This window comes from Cupriavidus sp. GW821-FHT07C08 (assembly GCF_059419025.1).
Map to the genome: position 1 here is coordinate 95675 of NZ_JBWKQZ010000004.1, position 23672 is coordinate 119346.

General features: G+C 67.5%; 20 protein-coding genes. 13 read left to right on the forward strand and 7 right to left on the reverse strand.

Annotation, left to right across the window (positions count from 1 at the left end; all coding sequences use genetic code 11):
- Window positions 1-181 precede the first annotated feature (181 nt).
- From AC07UK_RS07385 to AC07UK_RS07400, 4 genes are all read left to right on the forward strand, one after another.
- The gene (locus AC07UK_RS07385; RefSeq protein WP_494685547.1) at window positions 182-1075 is read left to right on the forward strand and encodes a DUF2950 domain-containing protein; all 894 of its coding nucleotides are present in this window, start codon (window positions 182-184) and stop codon (window positions 1073-1075) included.
- On the forward strand, window positions 1072-2205 hold the full coding sequence (locus AC07UK_RS07390) for a DUF3300 domain-containing protein (RefSeq protein WP_436223277.1): 1134 nt from the start codon (window positions 1072-1074) through the stop codon (window positions 2203-2205). Before AC07UK_RS07385 ends, AC07UK_RS07390 begins: the two co-directional genes overlap by 4 nt.
- Before the next feature lie 108 nt (window positions 2206-2313).
- Window positions 2314-3819, forward strand: coding sequence for a DASS family sodium-coupled anion symporter (locus AC07UK_RS07395; RefSeq protein WP_494685548.1), 1506 nt, complete (start codon window positions 2314-2316; stop codon window positions 3817-3819).
- A 109-nt stretch (window positions 3820-3928) separates the two neighbouring features.
- Window positions 3929-4711: an alpha/beta fold hydrolase gene (locus tag AC07UK_RS07400; RefSeq protein ID WP_494685549.1), complete on the forward strand. Its 783-nt coding sequence runs from the start codon at window positions 3929-3931 to the stop codon at window positions 4709-4711.
- Window positions 4712-4743: 32 nt separating this feature from the next.
- Here AC07UK_RS07400 and AC07UK_RS07405 read toward each other — a convergent pair whose 3' ends face one another.
- Window positions 4744-6807 carry a sensor histidine kinase gene (locus AC07UK_RS07405; RefSeq protein ID WP_494685550.1) on the reverse strand — a complete coding sequence of 688 codons (2064 nt, stop codon included), beginning with the start codon at window positions 6805-6807 and terminating at the stop codon, window positions 4744-4746.
- Window positions 6780-8183, reverse strand: a complete 1404-nt coding sequence (locus AC07UK_RS07410; protein WP_436223273.1) for a sigma-54-dependent transcriptional regulator — start codon at window positions 8181-8183, stop codon at window positions 6780-6782. The genes AC07UK_RS07405 and AC07UK_RS07410 overlap by 28 nt, the downstream gene beginning before the upstream one ends.
- A 297-nt stretch (window positions 8184-8480) precedes the next feature.
- Here AC07UK_RS07410 and AC07UK_RS07415 point away from each other — a divergent pair, with 297 nt between their 5' ends.
- From AC07UK_RS07415 to moaA, 9 genes are all read left to right on the forward strand, one after another.
- Entirely contained in the window at window positions 8481-9911 is a 1431-nt protein-coding gene (locus AC07UK_RS07415; protein ID WP_494685551.1) for an L-lactate MFS transporter, read from the forward strand.
- A gap of 43 nt (window positions 9912-9954) precedes the next feature.
- Complete coding sequence (locus AC07UK_RS07420; RefSeq protein WP_010809255.1) at window positions 9955-10077, forward strand: MFS transporter small subunit; 123 nt, start codon at window positions 9955-9957, stop codon at window positions 10075-10077.
- A 254-nt stretch (window positions 10078-10331) separates the two neighbouring features.
- Window positions 10332-11771, forward strand: a complete 1440-nt coding sequence (locus AC07UK_RS07425; RefSeq protein WP_494685552.1) for a cytochrome ubiquinol oxidase subunit I — start codon at window positions 10332-10334, stop codon at window positions 11769-11771.
- A 13-nt stretch (window positions 11772-11784) separates the two neighbouring features.
- Window positions 11785-12792, forward strand: coding sequence for a cytochrome d ubiquinol oxidase subunit II (cydB, locus tag AC07UK_RS07430; RefSeq protein ID WP_436223270.1), 1008 nt, complete (start codon window positions 11785-11787; stop codon window positions 12790-12792).
- Entirely contained in the window at window positions 12792-12929 is a 138-nt protein-coding gene (locus tag AC07UK_RS07435; protein ID WP_494685553.1) for a DUF2474 family protein, read from the forward strand. The genes cydB and AC07UK_RS07435 overlap by 1 nt, the downstream gene beginning before the upstream one ends.
- Window positions 12930-12933: 4 nt before the next feature.
- On the forward strand, window positions 12934-15024 hold the full coding sequence (locus tag AC07UK_RS07440; protein WP_494685554.1) for an FUSC family protein: 2091 nt from the start codon (window positions 12934-12936) through the stop codon (window positions 15022-15024).
- Window positions 15011-15223, forward strand: coding sequence for a DUF1656 domain-containing protein (locus AC07UK_RS07445; protein ID WP_018313632.1), 213 nt, complete (start codon window positions 15011-15013; stop codon window positions 15221-15223). Before AC07UK_RS07440 ends, AC07UK_RS07445 begins: the two co-directional genes overlap by 14 nt.
- The gene (locus AC07UK_RS07450) at window positions 15220-16041 is read left to right on the forward strand and encodes an HlyD family secretion protein (protein WP_494685555.1); all 822 of its coding nucleotides are present in this window, start codon (window positions 15220-15222) and stop codon (window positions 16039-16041) included. The genes AC07UK_RS07445 and AC07UK_RS07450 overlap by 4 nt, the downstream gene beginning before the upstream one ends.
- Window positions 16042-16188: 147 nt before the next feature.
- The gene (moaA, locus tag AC07UK_RS07455) at window positions 16189-17289 is read left to right on the forward strand and encodes a GTP 3',8-cyclase MoaA (RefSeq protein WP_494685556.1); all 1101 of its coding nucleotides are present in this window, start codon (window positions 16189-16191) and stop codon (window positions 17287-17289) included.
- 24 nt (window positions 17290-17313) lie between these two features.
- Here the strand turns inward: moaA and AC07UK_RS07460 are convergent, their stop codons facing one another.
- From AC07UK_RS07460 to AC07UK_RS07480, 5 genes are all read right to left on the reverse strand, one after another.
- On the reverse strand, window positions 17314-17580 hold the full coding sequence (locus AC07UK_RS07460; RefSeq protein ID WP_436223266.1) for a transcriptional regulator: 267 nt from the start codon (window positions 17578-17580) through the stop codon (window positions 17314-17316).
- Window positions 17567-19021: an aminotransferase-like domain-containing protein gene (locus AC07UK_RS07465; protein ID WP_249679189.1), complete on the reverse strand. Its 1455-nt coding sequence runs from the start codon at window positions 19019-19021 to the stop codon at window positions 17567-17569. Before AC07UK_RS07465 ends, AC07UK_RS07460 begins: the two co-directional genes overlap by 14 nt.
- Before the next feature lie 63 nt (window positions 19022-19084).
- The gene (locus AC07UK_RS07470) at window positions 19085-20296 is read right to left on the reverse strand and encodes a molybdopterin molybdotransferase MoeA (protein ID WP_494685557.1); all 1212 of its coding nucleotides are present in this window, start codon (window positions 20294-20296) and stop codon (window positions 19085-19087) included.
- The gene (gene fdhD, locus AC07UK_RS07475) at window positions 20290-21135 is read right to left on the reverse strand and encodes a formate dehydrogenase accessory sulfurtransferase FdhD (RefSeq protein WP_494685558.1); all 846 of its coding nucleotides are present in this window, start codon (window positions 21133-21135) and stop codon (window positions 20290-20292) included. The genes AC07UK_RS07470 and fdhD overlap by 7 nt, the downstream gene beginning before the upstream one ends.
- A 135-nt stretch (window positions 21136-21270) precedes the next feature.
- A complete protein-coding gene (locus tag AC07UK_RS07480; protein ID WP_494685559.1) occupies window positions 21271-23598 on the reverse strand; it encodes an FdhF/YdeP family oxidoreductase in 2328 nt (775 codons plus the stop codon).
- Between the last annotated feature and the right edge of the window lie 74 nt (window positions 23599-23672).

The window sequence follows — 23672 nt, forward strand, 5'->3', positions numbered from 1 at the left end:
GAAAAGGTCATATAAACCTTAGCACAAGGGAGGTCATTGCGAAGGGGGCGCCGCATCCGCATGCGTCGATCCGCCTGCGTGCCCGAACGCGACCCGCGGCCCGGGGCTGACCATTTACGCCAGATGGCGCCTTCCCATGCGACCAGCGCGCTGGCAATTCATGACACTCAGGGACTGGGTCATGGCAAGAATGCCGAGATTTTCTTGCGGGCTCCTCGCCGCGCTAGGCTGCATCTGCCTGTTTGGTGCGACGCATGCCTTCGCACGCCAAGTTTTCGACTCGCCGGATGCAGCCATGGCGGCCTTTGGCCAGGCGGTCCTCAATGACGACGAGGCGGCCATGCGAGCCATGCTGGGCGCCAATTACCGCGACATCATCCCCCCGGTCGGCGCCGAAGGGCGGAACAAGTTCAACACTGCCTGGGCACAAGCGCATCGCGTGCAGCAAAGGGGCACGCAAGCGTCCATCGTCGCGGGCGATGACGGATGGACCCTCCCCGTACCGCTGGTCAAGTCAGCCAAGGGCTGGCAGTTCGACACATTGGCCGGCGCCCGGGAAATGCGCCTGCGCCGCATCGGGCGCAACGAACTCGCGGTGATCCAGACCATGCGGGCCATCTGCGATGCGCAGACCGAGTACGCCCAGACGACCCACGATGGCGGGAAACGGCTCGTCTACGCCGGCAGGCTGTCCAGCTCAACGGGCAAGCACGACGGGCTCTACTGGCCGAGCGGACCGGATGAGCCACAAAGCCCGCTCGGGCCGGCTTTCCGTGACGCTGGCACGCGCAATGCAAGCAAGGAGGGCTACCACGGCTACCATTACAAGCTCCTCACCACGCAAGGGGCGCACGGCGATGGCGGCAGCGTGAACTATGTCGTCGACGGCGAGTTGTTCGGCGGCTTCGCGGTCATGGCCTGGCCCGTGCGCTACGGCGACACCGGCGTGATGAGCTTCATCGTCAGCCACAAGGGCCAGGTCTATGAGCGCGACCTCGGGACCAACAGCGCCGCCAAGGCAGCGGCAACGACATCCTTTGATCCGGCTCCCGGCTGGCGGAGGGTGTCGCCATGAACCCGCGCGCCCTGGCCACCGCTTGCTGTGTCCTGCTTGCGCTCGGCGGGTGCCAAAGCGCCGCTCCGCCCGCAGCGGGTACGGCCACGCCGGCGATATCCCGCGAGGGCACGGCGCAGGCCCTGAAGGAGCCCGCGCCTTACAAGGCGGAAGAAATCGAGGCGCTGGTGGCGCCGATCGCGCTCTATCCCGATCCGCTGCTGTCACAGGTCTTGATGGCCTCCACCTACCCACTGGAAGTCGCCCTCGCCGCGCGCTGGAGCAAGGCCCATCCGAACCTCAAGGGTGACGACGCAGTCAAGGCGGTGCAGAACGAGTCCTGGGACGTCAGCGTGAAATCGCTGGTGGCGTTTCCGCAGATCCTTGCGCCAATGGGCGACAAGCTGGACTGGACCCAGAAGCTGGGGGATGCATTCCTGGCCCAGCAGAAGGAGGTGTTCAATGCCGTGCAGCGCCTGCGTGTGCGCGCCCAGCAAGCCGGACACCTCAAGTCGGGGCCGCAGCAGACCGTGACCGTGGAAACTGCAGCCTCCGGCGAAGCCGCGCAGCAGACCATCGTGCGCATCGAGCCGGCGGATCCCCAGGTGATCTATGTGCCGGTGTATGACCCGGCGATCGTCTACGGCGGCTGGGGCTATGGGGGCTACCCGTACTACTACTGGCCACCCTACGCGCCCTACTACCCCGGCGATGCCTTGGTCGGAGGCATCGCATGGGGCATCGGCCTGGCCGGGGCCATTGCCATCTTTGGCGACTGCGACTGGAACAATGGCGGGGTACATGTGGAGCACCACAAGGCCCGGAACATCGACCGCAATTTCGACGCCAGCAAGTTCGAGGGAGGCCGCTGGCAGCACGACGCGCGGCACCGCCAGGGTGTTGCCTATCGCGACAATGCCACACGGGAGAGATACGGCAGGAGCATGGCCGATGCGGCGGGCCGCAACAACTTTCGCGGGCGCGATGCTACGGGGGGCCGGGACAATGGCTTCCAGGGCGTGGGCAGTGGCGCCCAGGCGGTGCAGCGTGATGCCCGCCGCGGCAACGCAAGCCTGCAATCAGGCTCCGGCCGCGCCGGCGGTTTCGGCGGCGGCTTTGGCGGCGGACGAGGTGGCGGCGGACGACGCTAGGGAAGCAATGCCCGTTTCGGGCGGTGCAGGCCGCGTTCCTCTGGTCGGCGGTTGGGCTGCCCTGCCTGCATCCGGAACTCCATCAACTCTTCTGGGAAGGATCGCAAGATGCTCACCAAACTGAAAGCGGCGTTCCTCTACTTCAATAGCGTGGTCCCGTTCCGGCTGGGCCCCGCCCTGATCACGACGGTGGTGCTGATCACCCTGCTGCTGCTGCCTGTCCCAGAGGGGCTCACGCCCAAGGCTTGGGGCCTGGTTGCCATCTTCCTGACCACAATCGTTGCAATCATCCTGAAGGTCATGCCGATCGGGGTGATGGCGATGATGGCCATCGTGGTCCTCTCGTTGTCGCAGGTGACCTCGACCTCGTCCAAGGGGGCGATCGCCGATGCGCTGACCGCCTTCGACAGTCCGTTGATCTGGCTGATCGTGGTGGCCATCCTGATCTCCCGCGGCGTGAAGAAGACCGGCCTGGGCACCCGTATCGGCCTGATGTTCATCGCCCTGATGGGGAAACGAACGATAGGCATCGGCTATGGCCTGGCCACCTGCGAGCTGGTGCTGGCGCCCTTCACACCGAGCAATACCGCGCGCGGTGGCGGCATCGTGCATCCGATCATGAAGTCGATCGCCAATGCATTTGACTCGGACCCGGCCAAGGGCACGGAGGGCAAGGTCGGCACCTACCTGGCGTTGGTCAACTATCACGCCAATCCTATCTCGTCGGCGATGTTCGTGACCGCCACCGCCCCGAACCCGCTGGTGGTGGACTACATCGCCAAGGCGACCAACCAGAGTCTGCATCTGAGCTGGACGAGCTGGGCGCTGTGCATGCTGCTACCCGGCCTGCTATGCATGCTGGTGATGCCGCTGGTGATCTATGTGTTGTCGCCGCCGCAGCTCAAGGCCACACCCAATGCGGTGGAGTATGCGCACGCCGAAATGGCGAAGATGGGTCCAGTGTCGCCGAAGGAAATGGTCATGATATTCACCTTCGCGCTGCTGCTGGTGCTATGGGCCAACGTGCCGGCGATGGTGTTCGGTCCGTCGCTCACGCTGGACCCGACGGTGGTCGCCTTGGTCGGCCTGTTCGTGCTGATCATCACTGGCACCCTCGACTGGGACGACGTGCTGTCCGAGAAGAGCGCCTGGGACACGCTGATATGGTTTGGTGCGCTGATCATGCTGGCCGAGCAACTGAACAAGCAGGGTGTGATCGGGTGGTTCTCGAAGGGCATGAGCGATGCGATCGTGGCCAGTGGCATCGGCTGGGGTGGCACGGCTGCGATCCTGGTGGCGGTCTTCGTGTTCTCGCACTACCTGTTCGCCAGCACGACCGCGCACATCAGTGCGATGATGCTCGCCTTCCTGACGGTCGGAGTCCATCTGATGCCGCCAGAGTATGTGGTGCCGTTCATGCTGCTCATGGCGGCCGGCTCGGCGATCATGATGACGCTGACCCACTATGCGACAGGCACCTCGCCGATCATCTTCGGCAGCGGTTTTGTCACGATGGGAACCTGGTGGCGCGTCGGCTTTGTGATGTGCGTGGTGGAGCTACTGATCTTCGCCGTGGTCGGGAGCGTCTGGTGGAAGATGCTTGGCTTCTGGTGAACACGCAGCCGGACGACGCCCGATGAACCGCTCGTGATCCCGCCAGGTCGACGCGTTCGGCCGCTTCTTCGCCTCGCTCTGAACCCGGAGACGCAAAATGCCATCCATAATGTCCGACGGTGTTTCGATCCACTACGAGGTCAAGGGCCAGGGTTCGCCCGTGCTTCTCCTGGCGGGGCTTGCGGGATTGGGCGCCTCCTGGGGGCCACAGATCGACCTGTTCGCCGGGCAACACCAGGTGATCGTGCCGGATCACCGCGGCACCGGTCAGTCCGAGCGCACCGCGCGCGGCATGACTATTGCGCAACACGCGCGCGACATGGCGCGGGTCATCGAGGCAGTCGGGTGTGGGCCGGTCCATGTGGTCGGGTCCTCGACCGGAGGCGCCATCGCGCAACTGCTGGCGATCCATCACCGCGAACGATTGCGCAGCGCGACCATTGTCTCTTCGATTGCTCGCGCGGACGCCTTCTACCGCCGCCAGTTCGACATGCGGCGACGCATGCTGACCGATTCCGGCCTGCGCGCGTCCACCGAGGCGAACGCACTATTTCTGTTCGACCCGAAATTCAGCCGCGAGCACCCGGAGCAGGTGCAGGCGTGGGTGAACGCCGCATCGGCCGGCACGTTCGACCCGGAGATCGGCTTTGCCCGGATCGACATGATCGTAGGACACGACGCCTTCGATGATCTTCCATCGATCACGACACCGACGCTGGTACTGGTGGGCGAGCGCGACTTCTGCGCCCCGCCGTACTTCTCTGCGGAGCTTGCAGCGCGGATTCCGGGAGCGGAATTTGCCACCCTGGACGGTGGCCACTTCATCTTCCTGGAAAAGCCCGTACTCCTGCACGACACTGTGGAAGCCTTCATTGCCAGGCACGAGCGATGACCGGTGCGAGGGCACGGCGCCAACATGCCATGTCATGGCACCCCGCCGCCCGCCTCTGCCTGCGCCGGGGCCGCCCCGTCCTCGCGCAGCCAGACAATGAACTCGGCGCCCTGTCCCACCGCGCTCTCCACGGTAATGCGGCCGCCGTAGCGCTCCACCAGCGCATAGCTGATGGATAGGCCGAGGCCCGTCCCCATCTGCTTTTTGGTCGTGAAGAACGGATTGAACAGGTTGGGCAGGTCCTCTTCCCGGATGCCGTGGCCGGTGTCGCTCACATGCAGCGTTACGCCCTGCCCTTCCCAGTCGCGCGTGCCCAGCGTGAGCGTGCCGCCCTCAGGCATGGCGTGGATGGCATTGGTCAGCAGGTTGACCACCACCTGCTGCAACTCGCTGCGGCTGATGCGCACCTGCCGCGTGGCCAGGCAGTCCAGCTCGACCCGGATCGACGCGCCCTTCAGCATGTGCCGGACCAGGTCGACGCAGCCGGCCGCCACTTCACCCACGTCCAGGCGCTCCATATTGCCGGCGTAGGCCTCTGGCCGGACAAACTGCAGCAGCCGGTTGGTCAGCTGCTGGATGCGCCGGACCTGCTCGTCGATCAGCCGCAGCTCATGGCGGACCGGCTCCGCGGCCGGGCCCAGGATCTCGCGCGCCACGTCCAGGTTGCCCTGGATCACGGCAATCGGGTTGTTGACCTCATGGGCCACGCCGGCGGTGAGCTGTCCCGCCACGGCGAGCTTTTCCGACGTGATCAGCTGCTGCCGGGCCGCCCGCAGGACGGCGTTGGATTCTTCCAGCTCGCGGGTGCGTTCGGCCACCTTGCGATCGAGCGAGTCCGCCCAGTCCTTGAGCTGGGCGTTGCGCTGCTGCAGGTCGGACAGCAACTGGTCGAACTGGCCGGCAAGCTGGCCCAGCTCGTCTTCGCTGCCCACCGGGCCTACCCGTGCCCCGGTGTTGCCGGCCTTGAGCGCGCGCATGGTGCCGACCATCCGCGCCATCGGCGCAAACACGCGCCTGGCCCACAGCAGGGAAAACAGCGCCCCCGCCACGCCCAGCAACAGGAACAGGCCCACCAGCACGCCCAGCGCCAGGTCCTTGGCCTGGCTGATCGGCTTGGCCAGGTAGCCTACGTAGAGCATGCCGATGCGCTGGCCGCGGCTGTCAGCGATCGGCTCATAGGCGCTCATGTACCAGTCGTTGACCACGAAGGCCAGGTCCAGCCATTTCTCGCCGCGCAGCAGCACCTTGTCGCGTACCTGGCGCGAGACCCGCGTGCCCAGCGCGCGCTCGCCATGGAACAGCCGCACATTGGTGGCGATGCGCGTGTCGTCCAGGAACAGGGTGGCCGTGCCCTGGCTGCCGCGGGGCAATGACTCGGGCTGGTAGACCAGCGCGTTGATGGTGTCGATAAAGCCGAGGTTGTTGTTCAGCAGGGTGCCGCCGTGCAGGATCGCCACCAGTGTGCCGGCCTGATCGAACACCGGCGCCGCCGCGTGCACCACCATGCCGCGGGTTTCCAGGGTCTTGTCGGTGGGCACCGCATTGGCGGTGGGCCGCAGCGCCACCTGCGCGCGCCGGGCTAGCTCGGCGGACACGGCTGCCAGCTGGGCCGCGGACCAGGCGTCCGTCGCGGCCGCCGCGCGGCCGGCCGCGGCGCTGCCCACTATGCGCCAGGCGGCAGGGGCTGCCCCTGTGCCAGCGGGCGCAGCCGCAAGCAGCCGCCCTTGCGGATCCAGCAGTTGCAGGAAATCCAGCCCGTGCGTGCGCCGCGCGTCGGCCAGGATGGCGGGCATGGCGTTGCCGCGGCCAAGCCCGGCCACCAGCGCATGTGAGCGCGCCTCCTGCAGGACCCGGTCTTCCACGCCGCCCACCATATGCTCGAAGTACTCGTGGGCGACCAGCAGGTCGCTGTTGACCTTGTAGGCCAGCAAGGCCTGGAACGCGCGATTTCCCCACAACCCCATGATCAGCAGCAGCGCCAGCAGCGCCACCAGCAGGGGCGCGACCACGATCGACACAAGCTTGGCCCGCAGCGAGGCGCGATAGCGGCGCAGCAGCGCGGCCGGGCTCAAGGACGCAGGCCCCACTGCAGGCATTTGCGGTCCAGCGTGCGGCGCGAGATGCCAAGCCGGCGCGCCGCTTCCACCCGGTTGCCGCCCTCGGCCGCCAGCACCTGCAGGATGTGCCGCCGCTCCACCGACTCCAGCAGCGTGCCGTCGTCGGCCGGCATGGCTGCGTCCTCGTGCTCCGCTTCCGCCAGGTTCGCTTGAGCCGAATCGGCTTGGTGCGCGAGCAGCTCGACCGGGTATTCGCCAAGGATCAGCGCCCGCTCCACCAGGTTGCGCAGTTCGCGCGCATTGCCTGGCCAGTCGTAGCCCTTGAGCACCCGGATCAATGAGGGCGAGAGCGGCACCGCGGGCAGTCCGAGCTGGGCCGACAGCTGCTCCGAGAAATGCTCGGCCAGCGGCACGATGTCTTCCGGCCGCGTGCGCAACGGCGGGATGGCGATGGACACGACGTCGAGCCGGTAGAACAGGTCCTGGCGGAAGCGCCCGGCGGCGACCTCGTTGGCCAGGTTGCGGTTGCAGGCCGCGACAATGCGCACGTCCACGGCAATCTCGCGCTCGGTGCCGAGCGGCCGGATGCGCCGGTCCTCGATCACCCGCAACAGCTTGGCCTGCATCGCCAGCGGCAGCTCCGAGATCTCGTCCAGGAACAGCGTGCCGCCGTCGGCATAGAGAAACAGGCCATGGCGCCCCCCGGCCGCGCCGGTGAAGGCACCCTTGGCGTGGCCGAACAATTCGCTTTCGATGATCTCGGGCGCCATCGCGCCGCAGTTCAGCGGCACGAACTGGCCCTGCCGTCCGCTCAGGCGATGCAGTTCGCGCGCCACCACTTCCTTGCCGGTGCCGGACTCGCCCGTTACCAGTACCGTCGATGGCATCGGTGCCACCCGTGCCACCAGCGCCATGACCTTCTTCATGGCCTCGGACTCGCCGATGAAGTGCTTGTGAATGGTGTACTTGTCCAGCTCGCGGCGCAGCAGGTAGTTCTCCCGCGCGAGCCGGGTCCGGTCAAAGCAGCGCCGGATGGCATTGAGCATCTGGTCGACGCGGAACGGCTTGACGATGAAGTCCGCGGCGCCCGAGCGCAGCGCGGCGATTGCCGTGTCCATGTCGGCGAAGGCGGTCATCAGGATCACGTCGGCGGGGTTGCCGGCCGCGCGCAGTGCCTTGAGCCATTCCACCCCGCTGATACCGGGCAGCGCCACGTCTAGCAGGATCAGGTCGAAATGCCGTTGCTCCAACAGCGCGGCACCCGCTTCGGCGCTGTCGGCCGTCACCACGCTGCCCACCTTGCCTTCGAGCGCGCGCGACAAGAACGAACGCATGCCGGCCTCGTCATCCACCACCAGGATCGTGCGGCGCTGCCAGTTGTCGGCATCGGCTGCGTTGCTTTGTCTTTCGTTCATCACTTTAGTCGTTGCGGGGGCAAGGGAAGAGTCTAGCGACAGTGCGCTATCCGCCTGTATTGGGGTTAACCGAGCCAGCCCCGCAAACCGCGGCCACGGATGGACAGTTTGGCCCGCGCGCGGGGCCGCCGCCAGGACATTTTGTCCACGGCTGCGCCTGACGGCCCGGTCCGCGCGCGGCAAGCCATTGACGGCAAACGGAATCCGCCATGGGCATGGCTTTTGCTGAACCACGCACTCCAGCCCATCGCATCACGCGCAAGAAGAGGCTGCCACTTCCAGGTAGGAGACAACTTCATGTCATACCCCGCGCAAGCGCAAACGCCCTCGCAGAAGTCCCAACACGCGTCGCCGTCCCGGCCAACGTCACGCCCGTCGGCCTTCTCCAAGGAGGCCATCATCGCCCGCCCCGGCTTCAACCGCTGGATGGTGCCGCCGGCCGCGCTGGCCGTGCACCTGTGCATCGGCCAGGCCTATGCCTTCTCGGTCTTCAACGAACCGCTGACCCGGATCCTCGGCGTCACGCAGTCGGCGCCGGGCGACTGGCAACTGACCACGCTGGGCTGGGTGTTCTCGCTGGCGATCTTCTTCCTCGGCATCTCTGCCGCGTTTGCCGGCAAGTGGCTGGAGAAGGTCGGGCCGCGGCGCACCATGTTCACGGCGGCGTGCTGCTTCGGCGGCGGCTTCCTGGTGTCGGCGCTCGGCATCTGGCTGCACCAGATCTGGCTGCTGTACCTGGGCTACGGCGTGCTGGGCGGGATCGGGCTGGGACTGGGCTATGTGTCGCCGGTGTCCACGCTGATCCGCTGGTTCCCCGACCGCCGCGGCATGGCTACCGGCATGGCAATCATGGGCTTCGGCGGCGGCGCGATGATTGGCGCGCCGCTGTCAGTCTCGCTGATGAACACCTTCAAGAGCGCGACCAGCGCGGGCGTGGCTCAGACCTTCCTGGTGATGGGCGTGGTCTACTTCATCTCGATGTCGATCGGCGCGCTCGCCATCCGCATCCCGGCCCCGGGCTGGGCGCCTCCGGGCTACGTACCCACCACTAAGGCCCGCAAGATGGTCACGCACGCCCACGTGCACATCGACCAGGCCCTGAAGACGCCGCAATTCTACCTGCTGTGGGTGATCCTGTTCCTGAACATCACGGCGGGCATCGGGGTGCTGGGCCAGGCTGCGGTGATGATCCAGGAAACCTTCAAGGGCAGCATCACTGCGGCAGCCGCCGCCGGCTTCGTCGGCCTGCTCAGCATCGGCAACATGACGGGACGCTTCCTGTGGAGCTCCGCCAGCGACTACTTCGGCCGCAAGATCACCTATGCCATCTTCTTCGCCTTCGGCGCCGCGCTGTACATGGCGGTGCCGGCCGTCGGCGCGTCCGGCAACGTGGCCCTGTTCGTGGCCTGCTACTTCCTGATCCTGACCATGTATGGCGGCGGCTTCAGCACCATTCCCGCCTACCTGGCCGACATGTTCGGCACGGCCTACGTCGGCGGCATCCATGGCCGCCTGCTGACCGCCTGGGCCGCCGCCGGCATTGCCGGCCCGGCGCTGGTCAACTACATCCGCGAGCACAAGCTGGCCATGGGCGTGCCCAGGTCAGAGGTCTATGTCGACACCCTGCACATCATGGCCGGCCTGCTGGTGGCAGGGTTCGTCTGCAACCTGCTGATCCGGCCGGTCCATGAGCGCCACCACCTAAGCGAAGCCACCAGCGCAGCCTGAACGCCACGCCGGATTCCGATACCAATACACAGGAGACACCACCGTGCAAGACGACCGAACTTTCGGCAAGACGCTGCTGCTGCTCGCGTTCTGGGCCTATGTGCTGATCCCGCTGGGCGCGGGCATCTGGTCGACCCTCGGCAAGGCCATGAAGCTGTTCAGCTGAGCCTCACCCTGGCCGTCCGCTGCATCGCGATCCGTCGATGCAGCGCGGTCCATCCATGACTGTGACCCCGCGCAACAGCGCAATCTGTATTTGCTCTGCGGCGCCTGGCGAGCACTTCTTCCGGCTCTGCAAACTGAGCTTGAACGGTTCCGCAAGAACTGTATCCCTACCGGGCAGGCCGTAATCCTTACGCTTGTCCGTAGTGTCGCGCGACACGCCGTCGTGCCGGCGGCAACCCCACGGAGAGCACATCGATGCACGGACTCACAGCCCTGGAACTCGCTCGAATCCAGTTCGGATTCACGGTTTCCTTTCACATCTTATTTCCCGCCATCACGATCGGGCTGGCATGTTTCCTGGCGTTCCTGGAAGCACGCTGGCTCTACACCAAGGACACGGTGTACAGGACCCTGTACCAGTTCTGGATCAAGATCTTCGCGTTGAACTTCGGCATGGGGGTCGTTTCCGGCCTGGTCATGGCCTATGAGTTCGGCACCAACTGGTCTGGCTTCTCGCAGTTTGCGGGCAGCGTCACCGGACCGCTGCTGACCTATGAGGTGCTGACCGCCTTCTTCCTGGAAGCGGGCTTCCTGGGCGTGATGCTGTTCGGCTGGAACCGCGTCGGGCCGGGGCTCCATTTCTTCTCGACGGTGATGGTGGCGCTCGGGACCATGATTTCCTCCACCTGGATCCTGGCATCCAACAGCTGGATGCATACGCCCGCCGGCTACGTCGTCGTTGCCGGCAAGGTGGTGCCGACCGACTGGCTCGAGGTGATCTTCAACCCGTCGTTCCCCTACCGCCTGACCCACATGGTGATCGCCGCGCTGCTGTCGACCGCACTGTTCGTGGCGGCATCCTCGGCCTGGCAGCTGCTGCATGACCGCGCCGTGCCCGCCGCCCGCAAGATGCTGTCGATGGCCCTGTGGATGGTGCTGATCGCGGCGCCGATCCAGGCGGTGGTGGGCGACGCCCACGGCCTGAACACGCTGGAGCACCAGCCCGCCAAGATCGCGGCGATGGAGGGGCACTGGAACACCGCTGCCAGGGACGACAACGGCGGCTTCCCGCTGATCGTCTTCGGCATCCCCGACATGGAAGGCGAGGAAACCCGCTACGCCATCGAGATTCCGCGCCTGGGCAGCCTGATCCTCACGCACAGCCTTGACGGCCAGATCCGCGGCCTGAAGGACTTCCCCAGGGAGGACCGCCCCAATGCCACGGTGCTGTTCTTCACCTTCCGCGTCATGGTTGGCCTGGGCGTGGCGATGATTTTGTTCGGCCTGCTGGGTTGGGTGCTGCGCCGCAACGGCGCGCTGTACCGGTCCAAGGCCTTCCTGCGTCTCGCGGTGGTGATGGGCCCCGCCGGCCTGGTCGCGCTGCTGGCCGGCTGGATGACCACCGAGATCGGCCGCCAGCCGTGGGTGGTCTATGGACTGCTGCGTACCCATGATGCCGTTTCCGCGCATGCCGCCGGCCCGGTGGCGCTGTCGCTGGCGCTGTTCGTGGTGATCTACTTCGTCTGCTTCGGCGTGGGCATCCGCTACATGCTCAAGCTGGCCAGCGCCGGCCCCGCCCCCGACGTGCACCCGCACGATGAGCCCTCCTACGGCCCCGGCAGCGTCGTTCCCGCCGCCATCGCCGCGGCTTCCACACCCAACCCGATGGCCCCGCACGGCCAGCGCGAATCCTGAGCAGGTGATCAACATGGGTATCAACCTTCCCGTTATCTGGGCCGCCCTGATCTTCTTCGGCGTGATGATGTACGTCATCATGGACGGATTCGATCTTGGCATCGGCATTCTTTTCCCCTTCGTCGGCGACCGTCATGACCGCGACGTCATGATGAACACGGTGGCGCCGGTCTGGGACGGCAACGAAACCTGGCTGGTGCTGGGCGGCGCGGCCTTGCTGGGCGCCTTCCCGCTGGCCTACTCGGTGTTGCTCAGCGCCTTCTACCTGCCGCTGATGTTCATGCTAATGGGGCTGATCTTCCGCGGCGTGGCCTTTGAATTCCGCTTCAAGGCCAGCGACCGCAGCCGTCCTTACTGGGATGCCGCGTTCACGTGGGGATCGGTGGTCGCCGCCTTCTTCCAGGGCGTGACGCTGGGCGCCTATATCGACGGCATCGCCATGGAAGGCACCACCTTCACCGGCGGCGCGCTCGACTGGCTGGCGCCGTTCCCGATCTTCTGCGGCGTGGGCGTGGTGATCACCTATGCCTTCCTCGGGGTCACCTGGCTCATCATGAAGACCGAGGGCCGCCTGCAATGGACCATGCTGCGCGTGACCAACGTGCTGACCGGCGTGATGCTGGCGATGGTTGCCGCGGTGAGCGTGTGGACGCCGCTGACCCATCCGGAGATCGCGCAACGCTGGTTCGCGCTGCCCAACCTGTTCTTCTTCCTGCCGGTGCCGCTGCTGGTGCTGGTCTCTGCCTACGGCATCTACCGGTCCCTGCGCAACCACCCGAACGTGTCGCCGTTCATGTATGCGCTGCTGATGATCTTCATGGGCTATACCGGGCTTGCCATCAGCATCTGGCCCAATATCATCCCGCCGTCGATCTCGATCTTCGATGCGTCGTCGCCCCCGCAAAGCCAGGGCTTCGCGCTGGTCGGCACCCTGTTTATCGTGCCGATCATCCTGGCCTACACCTCCTGGTCCTATTACGTGTTCCGCGGCAAGGTCAAGCGCGGGGAGGGGTACCACTGATGGCCAGGATCCTGCATTCGCGGCTGACGGCCCGCCTGGGCTGGCTGCTGGCCCTGTGGCTGGCGGGGGTCGGCACGGTCTTCGTCTGCGCCAGCCTGATGAAGCTGCTGATGCGCGCAGCCGGGCTTGCCAACTGAAGCCATGTCTTCCTCAAGCCCGCTCTCCCGCCCCGCGCTGCCCGCGCGTACCGCCGGCGTGCCCGACACGCTCGCGGCAGCCTGGGCGGGGCGCGCCGACCTTGCACCCTGGCTGCATTCGCTGAAGGTGTTCGGCGCGGCAATGCTGGCGCTCTACGTGGCGCTGGCGCTCGGGCTGCCGCGGCCCTACTGGGCCATGGCCACCGTCTACCTGGTGTCCAGCCCGCTGGCCGGCGCCACCTATGCCAAGGGCACCTACCGCGTCTTCGGCACGCTGCTGGGCGCCGTGTGCGCGGTGGCGCTGGTGCCCTGGCTGGTCGACGAGCCGGTGCTGCTGATGGCCGCGATCGCGTGCTGGACCGGCACCCTGCTCTACCTGTCCTTGCTGGAGCCGGCGCCGCGCAACTACATCTGCCTGCTGGCCGCCTATACGCTGCCGATTGTGGCGCTGCCGACGGTCACCAACCCGGCCACCGTCTTTGACGTGGCCCTCACCCGCATCGAGGAAATCATCATCGGCATCGTCTGCGCCAGCGTGGTCAGCGCGGTGGTCTTTCCCTCGCGCACCACGCCGGCGCTGGCCGCACGCGCGTCGGCGTGGCTGGACCATGCCTCGCGCTGGATCACGGACGTGCTGGCCGCCGGTGCCAGCGCGGGCCAGCGCCATGACAGCTTCAGCCTGCTGGCCGCCGATATCCTCGCTATGGAAACCCAGCTGGCCCAGCTGACCTATGAAGCCGACGGCGCCCTGACCCTGCGGCGCGCACGTGCCCTGCACCAGCGCATGACGGCCCTGCTGCCGCTGGTGCTCGCGCTGGCCGATGCCGCCAGCGCCTTGCGCCGGCATCCGGCGGGCATGCCAGACACCGTCGCGCAGCGCATGCGCGCCACGCTGGCCTGGATCGCCGGCGACGCCGGCGCGTCCCGCCCCCCGCCTTCCTGGTACCCGGCAGGCACCACGCCGGCCGCACCCGCGGACTGGCATGCACGGCTGGTCGCGGCGACCTGCACCTACCTGGATGAACTGGGCGATCTCTGGCAGGACTGCCGCCTGCTGCAGGCCAGCCTGCGCCAGGGCGGGAGCGAGCCCACCGCGCTGCGGTACCGCGTGGAACCCGCCGGGCAAGCCCGGCACCATGATCACGTGCAGCTGTTGTTCCGTGGCGCCACCGCCGGCTCTGCCACCTTCGTCGCGGGCCTGCTGTGGATGGTGTCGGGCTGGGTCGACGGTGCCGGCCCGGTCGGCCTGGCCGCGCTCGCCAGCTGCTTTATCGCCACCACCGCGGAGCCGCGGCTGATGGCCGGCCGCGTGATCGCGTGGAGCATCGGCTGTGCCTTGCTGTCCTGGTACTACCAGTTCGTGGTGCTGCAGCTGGCGCATGACTTTGGCTCGTTTGCGGCCCTGCTATGCGGCCCCTATTTGGTCATCGGTGCCATGACGACGCAGCCGCGCAATGCGCTGTTCGGCGTGTTGCTGGCGGTCACCGCGGCGTCGTTCCCGGGTCCGCAGCACCTGACCGCCGCCAGTTTCGCCAGCATCTTCAACAGTAGCCTGGCGAGCCTGGCGGCGCTGGTGTTCGCGGCCTTGTGGGCGGTCCTGATGCAGCCCTTCGGCCAGCAGCTGGTGGCATACCGGCTGTCCAGGGCCAACTGGAACGAGATCGCGCTGGCGGCGCACCCGCGCGCGCCGGTCAACAGCGCGCGGCTGCGCGGCCGCATGCTGGACCGGCTGCTGCGCCAGTGGCCGCCGCTGACTCGCGGCAACCATGCCAGCGGCAAGCAGGCCGGCAGCGCCGTTGCCGACTTCCTGGTCGAATCCGCTGCGCTCGCGCTGCGGCGCGCCCCGGCTGGCGTGCCCGCGCCGCGCCGCCGTGCCGTGGAGCGCGTGCTGGCAGGCGTGGCGCGCCACTACCGCCAGTGCGCGCGCTCCGGCCACGCCGTCCCGCCCGCTCCAGCGCTGGCGGCGCAGATCGACGCGGCTTTCGCCGCGCTGGCCTCGTCGGCGCATGGCAGCCCCCGCACCGCGCTGGCGGCACTGGCCACCCTGCGGCTGGCCCTGTATCCGCCCGAAGGAGAGTCCCATGCACGCCACTGAGTTCGACCTGTACGGCGTATTCGTGCCGGCCACCGTGGTGTGGATGCTAGCCGCGTTCGCCGTGACCGCCGGCGTGCGCGCCGTGCTTGCCCGGATCGGCTTCTACCGCATCGTGTGGCACCGGTCCTTGTTCAATTTCTCGCTCTATATCCTCGTACTGGGCGCGATCGTCGCGCTCGTCTGGCAGGCCCCATCATGATTCGCAAGCTTTCGCTGCTCGGCCCCGTTGCGGTGACCCTGGCGGCCGTGGTCGCCGCGGCGCTGACCGCCTGGCATTTGTGGCAGTACTACACCGAGGCGCCCTGGACCCGCGACGGCCATGTGCGCGCAGAAGTGATCCAGGTCGCGCCGGATGTCTCCGGCCTGGTCACGGCCGTGCCCGTCGGCGACAACGCCCGGGTGCAACGCGGCCAGGTCCTGTTCGTGGTGGACCAGGACCGCTTCAGCCTGGCCCTGAAACAGGCGCAGGCCGAGGCCGCTTCGGCACGCGCCGCGCTGGCACTGGGCCGGCGCCAGGCATCCGCGGCCGCCGTGGCCGCCGCGCAGGCGCGCATCGACGAAGCCGACGCCGCGGTGGACGTGGCCAGGCTGAACCTGGCCCGCTGCCGCGTGACCAGCCCGGTCGACGGCTATGTCAGCGACCGCCTGCCGCGCGCCGGCGACTTTGCCACCCGCGGCAAGCCGGCCCTGTCGGTGGTGGCCAGCGGCTCGCAGTACGTGGAGGGCTATTTTGAGGAAACCAAGCTGCCCGCGATCCGCGTCGGCAGCGCCGCCGAAGTGCACATCATGGGCCAGCGCACCCCCTTGCGCGGACATGTGCAGAGCATTGCGCCCGGCATCGAGGACCAGGACCGCGCCATCGGGCCGAACCTGCTCCCCAGCGTCACCCCGACCTTCAACTGGGTGCGCCTGGCGCAGCGCATACCGGTGCGCATCGCGCTGGACCAGGTGCCGGCCGGGGCCCACCTGATCGCCGGCCAGACCGCGACGGTGCGCATCCGGGCGCCGCGCGAATGAGGCGCCCAATGCAGCCGCACCGGCCCCGCCGGAACTGTTCTGCTTCCGCTCCTGCCGATTTGTGCGCCTGCCGGGCGTCCATCGGTCCCTACCATGGACGGCATGGCATGCGCCATGCCCTACCCCATTGCCCCCGGGAGATTCGCCATGCAAGCAGCGCTTGTGCAAGAAATGCCCGCCGCCCGCGGTTCTGAGGCGCCCGAGCCGGACCACGCATCACCCGCCTGCCGGGACCAGCTGGGCCGTCCGCTGCGCGACCTGCGCCTCTCGGTGATCGACCAGTGCAACTTCCGCTGCACCTACTGCATGCCCAAGGAGCGCTTCGGACGCGACTATCCGTTCCTGTCGCCCGAGCAGCGCCTGTCCGATGCGGAGCTGCTGCGCATCGTCCGCGCCTTTGTCAGCCTGGGCGTGGAGAAGGTGCGCCTGACCGGCGGCGAGCCGCTGCTGCGCAAGGGCATCGAGTCGCTGGTCGAACGCATTGCCGCCATGCGTACCCTGGACGGCCGGCAGGTGGAAGTGGCCATGACCACCAACGGCAGCCTGCTGGCGCGCAAGGCGCGTTCACTGCGCGACGCGGGCCTGGACCGCGTCACGGTCAGCCTCGACAGCCTGGATGACGGCATCTTCCGCGCCATGAACGATGTCGATTTCCCGGTCGGCCGCGTGCTGGAGGGCATCGACGCGGCCATCGCGGCGGGCCTGGCGCCGGTCAAGGTCAACTGCGTGGTCGAGCGCGGCACCAACGACGCGCAGGTGCTGCCGCTGGTGGAATACTTCCGCGGCAGCGACGTCACGCTGCGCTTTATCGAATATATGGATGTGGAAGGCCCGAGCGGCTGGTCGCAGTCGCGCGTCGTCCCGTCCGACGAGATCCGCGGCATGGTCGAACGCGCGCATGCGCTGCTGCCGGTTACCCGGCGCGACGGCGATACCGCCAGCAACTACCTGCTGGCCGACGGCAGCCTGAAGGTGGGCTTTATCTCCAGCGTGTCGCACCCATTCTGCGGCGATTGCACCCGCGCACGCGTTTCGGTCGACGGCCGGCTGCACCTGTGCCTGTTCGCCACCAGTTCCGTCGACCTGCGGCAGCACCTGGGCACCGCCCACCCGGATGAAGCCGTGGCGGACGCGGTCCGGCAAGCGTGGCAGGCCCGCGGCGACCGCTACTCAGAGCTGCGTGCGGACCGGCTGGCCAGCGGCAAGCGCCAGTACCCGACGGTGCGCATGTCGCTGGTCGGGGGCTGAGCCGCGGGCGCGGCTCCCGGTCACTCAGTCAGGATTCGGGAAAGCCTGCGCGGCAAGCTCCGCGCCGGCAGGTGTCAGGCTCGCGTGACCGCGGCCTTCATCGTCGATCACCACGTCCGCCAATCCGGCGGCTTGCAGCTGCGTCAACACGCGCCGCAGCACGCTCATCGGCAGTTGTGCCCGCTTCGCGATCTTGGCGAGCGACCAGGGGCTGTTGCCGCCCTCGCGCCCAGCCTGCCACAGGACCTGGAGCGCCGCGACCATGGCGGGATCGATGTCAGCGTCTTGCATGCTCTTCCTCTGCGCGTTCCCGGCTGCGTGCCAGCAGGTGCTGCGCGATCTTGCCCAGCGTCTGCACGGCGGACTCGATGCCGGGCGTCCATTCCGAGCTGTAGTTCAGCCGGATGCAGTTGCCGTAAGTGGCCCCGGGCGCAAACATATGCCCCGGCGCAACGGTGATGCGGTGCTCCAGCGCGGCGTGGTACATCTCCATCGCATCGATGCCCTCCGGCAGCTGCACCCACAGCACATAGCCCCCCGCGGGGCGCGACGTGGTGGTGCCGTCCGGGAAGAACCTGCGCACCGCGGCGGCCATGATGCTGGCCTGCTGCGCATAGGCCTTGCGCACCCGCCGCAGGTGGAAGTCGTAGCCGTCGTTCTTCAGGAACTCGGCAATCGCCAGTTGCGGAATCGCCGGCGTGGTCAGCGTGTTGAGGAACTTGAGCCGCTCCACCGCCTCGCGGTAGCGGCCCGGCAGCGCCCAGCCGATCCGGTAGGCATTGGTCAGCGTCTTGGAGAACGAGGAGCAATGCAGCACGATGCCGGCCTTGTCAAACGCCTTCAATGAACTGGGATGGGCCTCGCCGTAATAGAGCTCGCCGTAGACGTCGTTCTCGATGACGGGGATGTCCTTCTCGGTCAGCATGGCCACCAGTGCGCGCTTCTTCTCATCGGGCATCTGGAAGCCGAGCGGGTTCTGGAAATTGGGCATCACCATGCAGGCAGCCACGCCCTTTTCATCGATCAGCCGCGCCAGCTCGCCGATGTCGATGCCCTCCGCCGGATCGGTCGCCACCTCGATGGCGCGCATGCCCAGCCGCTCGATGGCATGGAGCATGGCGTAGAAGGTCGGCGACTCCACCGCGATGGTATCGCCCGGCCTGGCCACCGCCTGCAGGCAGAGGTTGATGGCCTCGGTCGCGCCGATGGTGACGATCACCTCGTTCGGATCGATGGCGTAGCCGTTCTCCAGGTAGCGGCGCGAGATCTGCCGGATCAGCTCGGGGCTGCCGGGCGGCAGATCGTCGAGCATGGTCCACTTGGCATAGCGGCGCGCGATGTTGTTGGCGTACTGGTTGATGCGCTGCCACGGAAACAGCGAAGGGTCGGGATAGGGCGAACCGAGCGGCACGGCATCATCGGAACGGATCGAACGCAGCGTGGAAAGCACCAGCGCGCTGACATCCACCGCCGAGGGCTTGGCACTGGGCCTGGACGGGCGCAGCTCGAACACCGGCTCGCCCGGCCGCGCGCGCACAAAGTAGCCGGACTGCGGCCGGCTTTCGATGATGCCGCGGCTCTCCAGCAAGACGTAGGCCCGGATCACCGTGGTGATGCTCATGCGGTGGTGCTGGCTGGTCTGCCGCACCGAGGGAATCCGCTCGCCGGGCAGCAGCACGCCCTGTTGCACCAATGCCTCGATGTCCGCAGCCAGCTTTTCATATAGTTTCACGCTGCGCTCCCCTTTCCCTTGCGCCCCGTCGGTGCCCGGACCGGCCACCTTGCCGGGCTGCCGTCAGCTGAGCCAACGATGAAGATCATAGTACGGCAGGGGCACATTTTGGAGCTGTCCGGCACATTGGGGTTCCACCCGCACAAAGCCGCTGGCCTGGCCGAGCGCCGACACCGAGGCCGCACCCTGCTGTGCATTGACCTGCACGAAACTCTCGCGGCCGCCGAGGTTGCCAATTTCGCCCACGCGCCAGAAGGCATCGCCACGGTGCGGGCGCGTGCCGGACAGCGCCGCCCTGACCCGGCCCACTGGCGGGAACAGCTCCGCGCGCCCCTGCAGGCGGCGCAGCAGCGGCGTCACCAGCAGCGCGAAGGTGGCATAGGCTGCCGCCGGATTACCGGGCAGGCACACCACGGGCTTGCCGCGCAGGCGCCCCACCGTGACCGGCTTGCCGGGCTTCATGTTGACACCGCGGCAAAGCAGCTCGCCGCCCGCCGATGCCAGCGCCGCCGCGACCAGGTCGCGCTGGCCGACCGAGGCACCGCCGGTGACCAGCACCAGATCAGCGTCGGCGGCAAGTTCCCGCAGCATGTCGTGCAAGGCGCGCTCGTCGTCCTGCACGTGGCGGTGGCAACTGACCACGGCGCCCATCGACTGCACCAGCGACTCGAGCATCGGGCCATTGACGTCGTGCACTTGGTACACGTCGCGCGGCTCGTCGTGCGCCGCCACCTCGTCGCCCGAGGTCAGGATGGCCACCTCCACCAGCCGGCAGACCGTGGCCTCTGTCAGTCCCTGCGACGCCAGCGCGGCAATATGCCCCGCATGCAGCAGGGTTCCTGCCGACAGCAACAGGTCGCCCCGGCGGGCGTCCTCGCCCTTGCGCCGGATATGCTGGCCCGCCACGGGTGCGCGCGCGCAGACCACACCGCGATAGGTCTCTTCGGCATCTTCCAGCGCGACCACGGCATCGGCGCCGGGCGGGATCACGCCGCCGGTGTAGATGCGGATGGCCTGGCCGGGCAACAGCGGCTGCGGCTGCGTGCCGGCGAAGACGACCTGCTGCAGCGGCAGGCAGGCGTCAGCGCGGCAGTCTGCGCAGCGCACCGCATAGCCGTCCATGGCGCTGCGGTCCGCTGCGGGCGTATCCATGACCGCGGCCACGTCGCCGGCCAGCACGCGGCCGGTCAGCAGGCCCAGCCACACGGTTTCGGTCTGCCGCACGGGCTCCGCGCACATCGCGAAGACCGCCTGCGCCTCGTCAAAATTCAGCATGCTGCGTCTCCGCGGCTGGCGTCCAATGCGGCGCCGGTATAGTCGACATAACCATCCTGGCGGCAGAAGCTGAGCAGGCGCAGGCCGGCCTGCTCGGCAATGCGTATCGCCAGCGAGGTCGGCGCCGAGATCGTCGCCAGCATCTGGATATTCATGCGCGCGACCTTGCGCACCAGTTCATAGCTGGCGCGGCTGGACAGCAGCACAAAGCCGTCGTCCATCGCCACGCGCTGCATCGCCAGGTGGCCGATCAGCTTGTCCAGGCCGTTGTGACGGCCCACATCCTCGAACACATGCAGGATCTCGCCGCCCGCATCGCACCAGGCCGCGGCGTGGACGCCCCCGGTGGCCTGCATCAGCCGCTGGTGCGACGGCAGCGCCGCGACGGCACGCTCGATCATCTCGCGCGACGGCGTCAGCCGGGTGGCCGGCTCGGGCATGCGCGCGGGCTCCAGGTCGAGCAGCTCGATGCTCTCGATGCCGCAGACGCCGCAGCCGGTGCGCCCCGCCAGCGCGCGCCGGCGCGCCCGCATGGTGGCAAAGGCGTGTTCGCTGATCTCCATCTGCACTTCGGCGCCGTGCGCGTGCACGCGCACTTCCAGGTCGTGGATCTCCGCATTGCGCCCGACGATGCCCTCGGTCAGCGAGAAGCCGACCGCGAACGCCTCCAGGTCCAGCGGCGTGGCCATCATCACGGCATGCGAGATGCCGTTGTACACCAGCGCCACCGGGAGCTCTTCCGCCACGTTGTCCGTGGCCGGCTGCACCACGCAGTTCTTGTGCCGCACGATGCTGCGCGCTTCATAGCCTGAGTGTTCAACCAGTTCGGTGCATTCCATGGGGGTCTCTTGAAGAAAATGAATTCAGCGCCTGCTTGCACACCGTCGGTGGGTCCCCCTCTCCCGCTTGCGGGAGAGGGGGGCGTTCACCAGTGATAGCGGCTGCGTTCGCCGCGGTGGTGCACGCGCGCAGGATCAGCGCGCCGCCGCGGGCTGGCGACGGGACGGGGTCAGCAACACCGGCACCGACTTCGACGTGGGCGTGCCGCAGCCATCGCCAGTGCTTTCCAGCGGCACCAGCGGATTGGTCTCGGGGTAGTACGCCCCCAGGCAGCCTTGCGGGATGTCGTACTCGACCAGCACGAAGTCCTCGACCTGGCGCTGCACGCCGTCGTCCCAGACACTGGTGATGTCCACGTGCTGACCCGCCTTCAGGCCAAGCCGCGCCAGGTCAGCGGGGCTGATGAAGACCACCCGGCGCAGGCCGAACACGCCGCGGTAGCGGTCGTCCAGGCCATAGATCGTGGTGTTGTACTGGTCGTGCGAGCGCGTGGTCATCATCACCATCAGCTTATCGCCATACTTCTGGCGGGCCCGGCTGATGGGGGTGTCCTTTTCGATGCGGTTGACCAGGAACTGCGCCTTGCCCGACGGCGTATGCCAGACCCGGTTGCATGCCGCCGGCGTCAGGTGGAACCCGCCCGGCACCGCCACGCGCTCGTTGTAGCTCTCGAAACCGTCGATCACCTGCTCGATGGCGTCGCGGATGCGGGCGTAGTCTTGCGCATACCAGAGCCAGTCAATCTTCTCCGAGCCCAGCGTGGCGGCCGCCATGCGCGCGACGATGGCAATCTCCGACAGCAGGTGCGGCGACGCCGGCGCGTTCATGCCAAAGGAGATATGGACCATGCAGACCGAGTCCTCGACCGTCACGCCCTGCGCCACGCCGTCCTGCTGGTCGATCTCGGTGCGGCCCAGCGTCGGCAGGATCAGCGACTCCTTGCCGTGCACCAGGTGGCTGCGGTTGAGCTTGGTGGCGATGTTCACGGTCAGGTCGCACTGGCGCAGCGCCTCAAAGGTGCGCGGCGTATCCGGCGTGGCAGTGGAAAAATTGCCGCCCAGGCCGACAAAGACCTTGACCTTGCCCTCAAGCATGGCCGAGATGGTGTGGACCACGTCATACCCATGCTTGCGCGGCGGCTCGAAGCCGAAGGCGGCCTGCAGGCGGTCCAGGAATTCCTGCTCGGGCTTCTCTTCGATACCCACCGTGCGGTCGCCCTGCACGTTCGAATGCCCGCGCACCGGCAGCAGCCCCGCACCGGGGCGCCCGATGTTCCCGCGCATCATCATCAGGTTGGACAGGATCTGCACCGTCGGCACGGAATGCTTGTGCTGCGTCAGGCCCATGCCCCAGCAGGCGATCACGCGCTTGCCCCTGGCGTAGACCTGGGTCAGCGCATCGATATCTTCCTGCGACACGCCCGACTCGGCGACGATGTCGGCCCAGCTCTCCGCGCGCAGGTCTTCGATGAAGTCGCCGAAGCCGATGGTGTGCTCGCGCACGAAATCCACGTCGATCAGGCGCTCGCGGCCGTGCCGGATGGCCTCTTCGTCGAGTTCGTCCAGGCGCTTGGCCATGCCCTTGATCAACGCAAAGTCGCCGCCCAGCTTGGGCTGCACGAACATCGAGGCGATCTTGGTGCTGGAGCCGGTCAGCATCTCCACCGGGTGCTGCGGGCTGGTAAAGCGCTCCACGCCGCGTTCGCGCAGCGGGTTGATCGACACAATGGTGGCGCCGCGCCGCGCGCACTCGCGCAGCTCGCCCAGCATGCGCGGATGGTTGGTGGCCGCGTTGTGGCCGAACAGCAGGATGGTGTCGGCATGCTCGAAGTCATCCAGCACCACGGTGGCCTTGCCCACGCCGATGGTCGGCGGCAGGCCCCGGCTGGTGGCCTCGTGGCACATGTTCGAGCAGTCGGGGAAGTTGTTGGTGCCATAGGCACGCACGAATAGCTGGTAGAGGAATGCGGCCTCGTTGCTGGCGCGCCCTGACGTATAGAATGCGGCCTGGTTCGGGTCCGGCAGCGCGCGCAGGTGGCGCCCGATCAGCGCAAAGGCCTCGTCCCAGGCGATCGCACGGTACTTGTCGGTCTGCGCGTCATAGACCATGGGGTGCGTCAGCCGCCCGTGCTGCTCCAGCTCATAATCGGTCTGCGCCATCAGCGAAGTCACCGTGTGCTGCGCAAAGAACTCGGGGGTCACGCGCATGCTGGTGGACTCAGCGGCCACGGCCTTGACGCCGTTCTCGCAGAACTCAAAGGTGGAGGCGTGCTGCCGGTCCGGCCAGGCACAGCCGGGGCAGTCGAAGCCATCCGCCTGGTTCTGCTTGAACAGCATCTTGTACTTGCCTCCGGCAACCTTCTCCTTGATCAGGTTGATGGCAACGTACTTCAGCGCACCCCAGCCGGCGGCGGGGTGGGTGTAGGGGGCGATGTGGCCTTTTTCAGGGGTCGGGGAGCTCATTGGCGTGGTGTCCTGTAACGACGGGGGCGCTGTCCGGCGGCCTGCGCTGCTTATCGAAGGGGGCCGGATCGTTG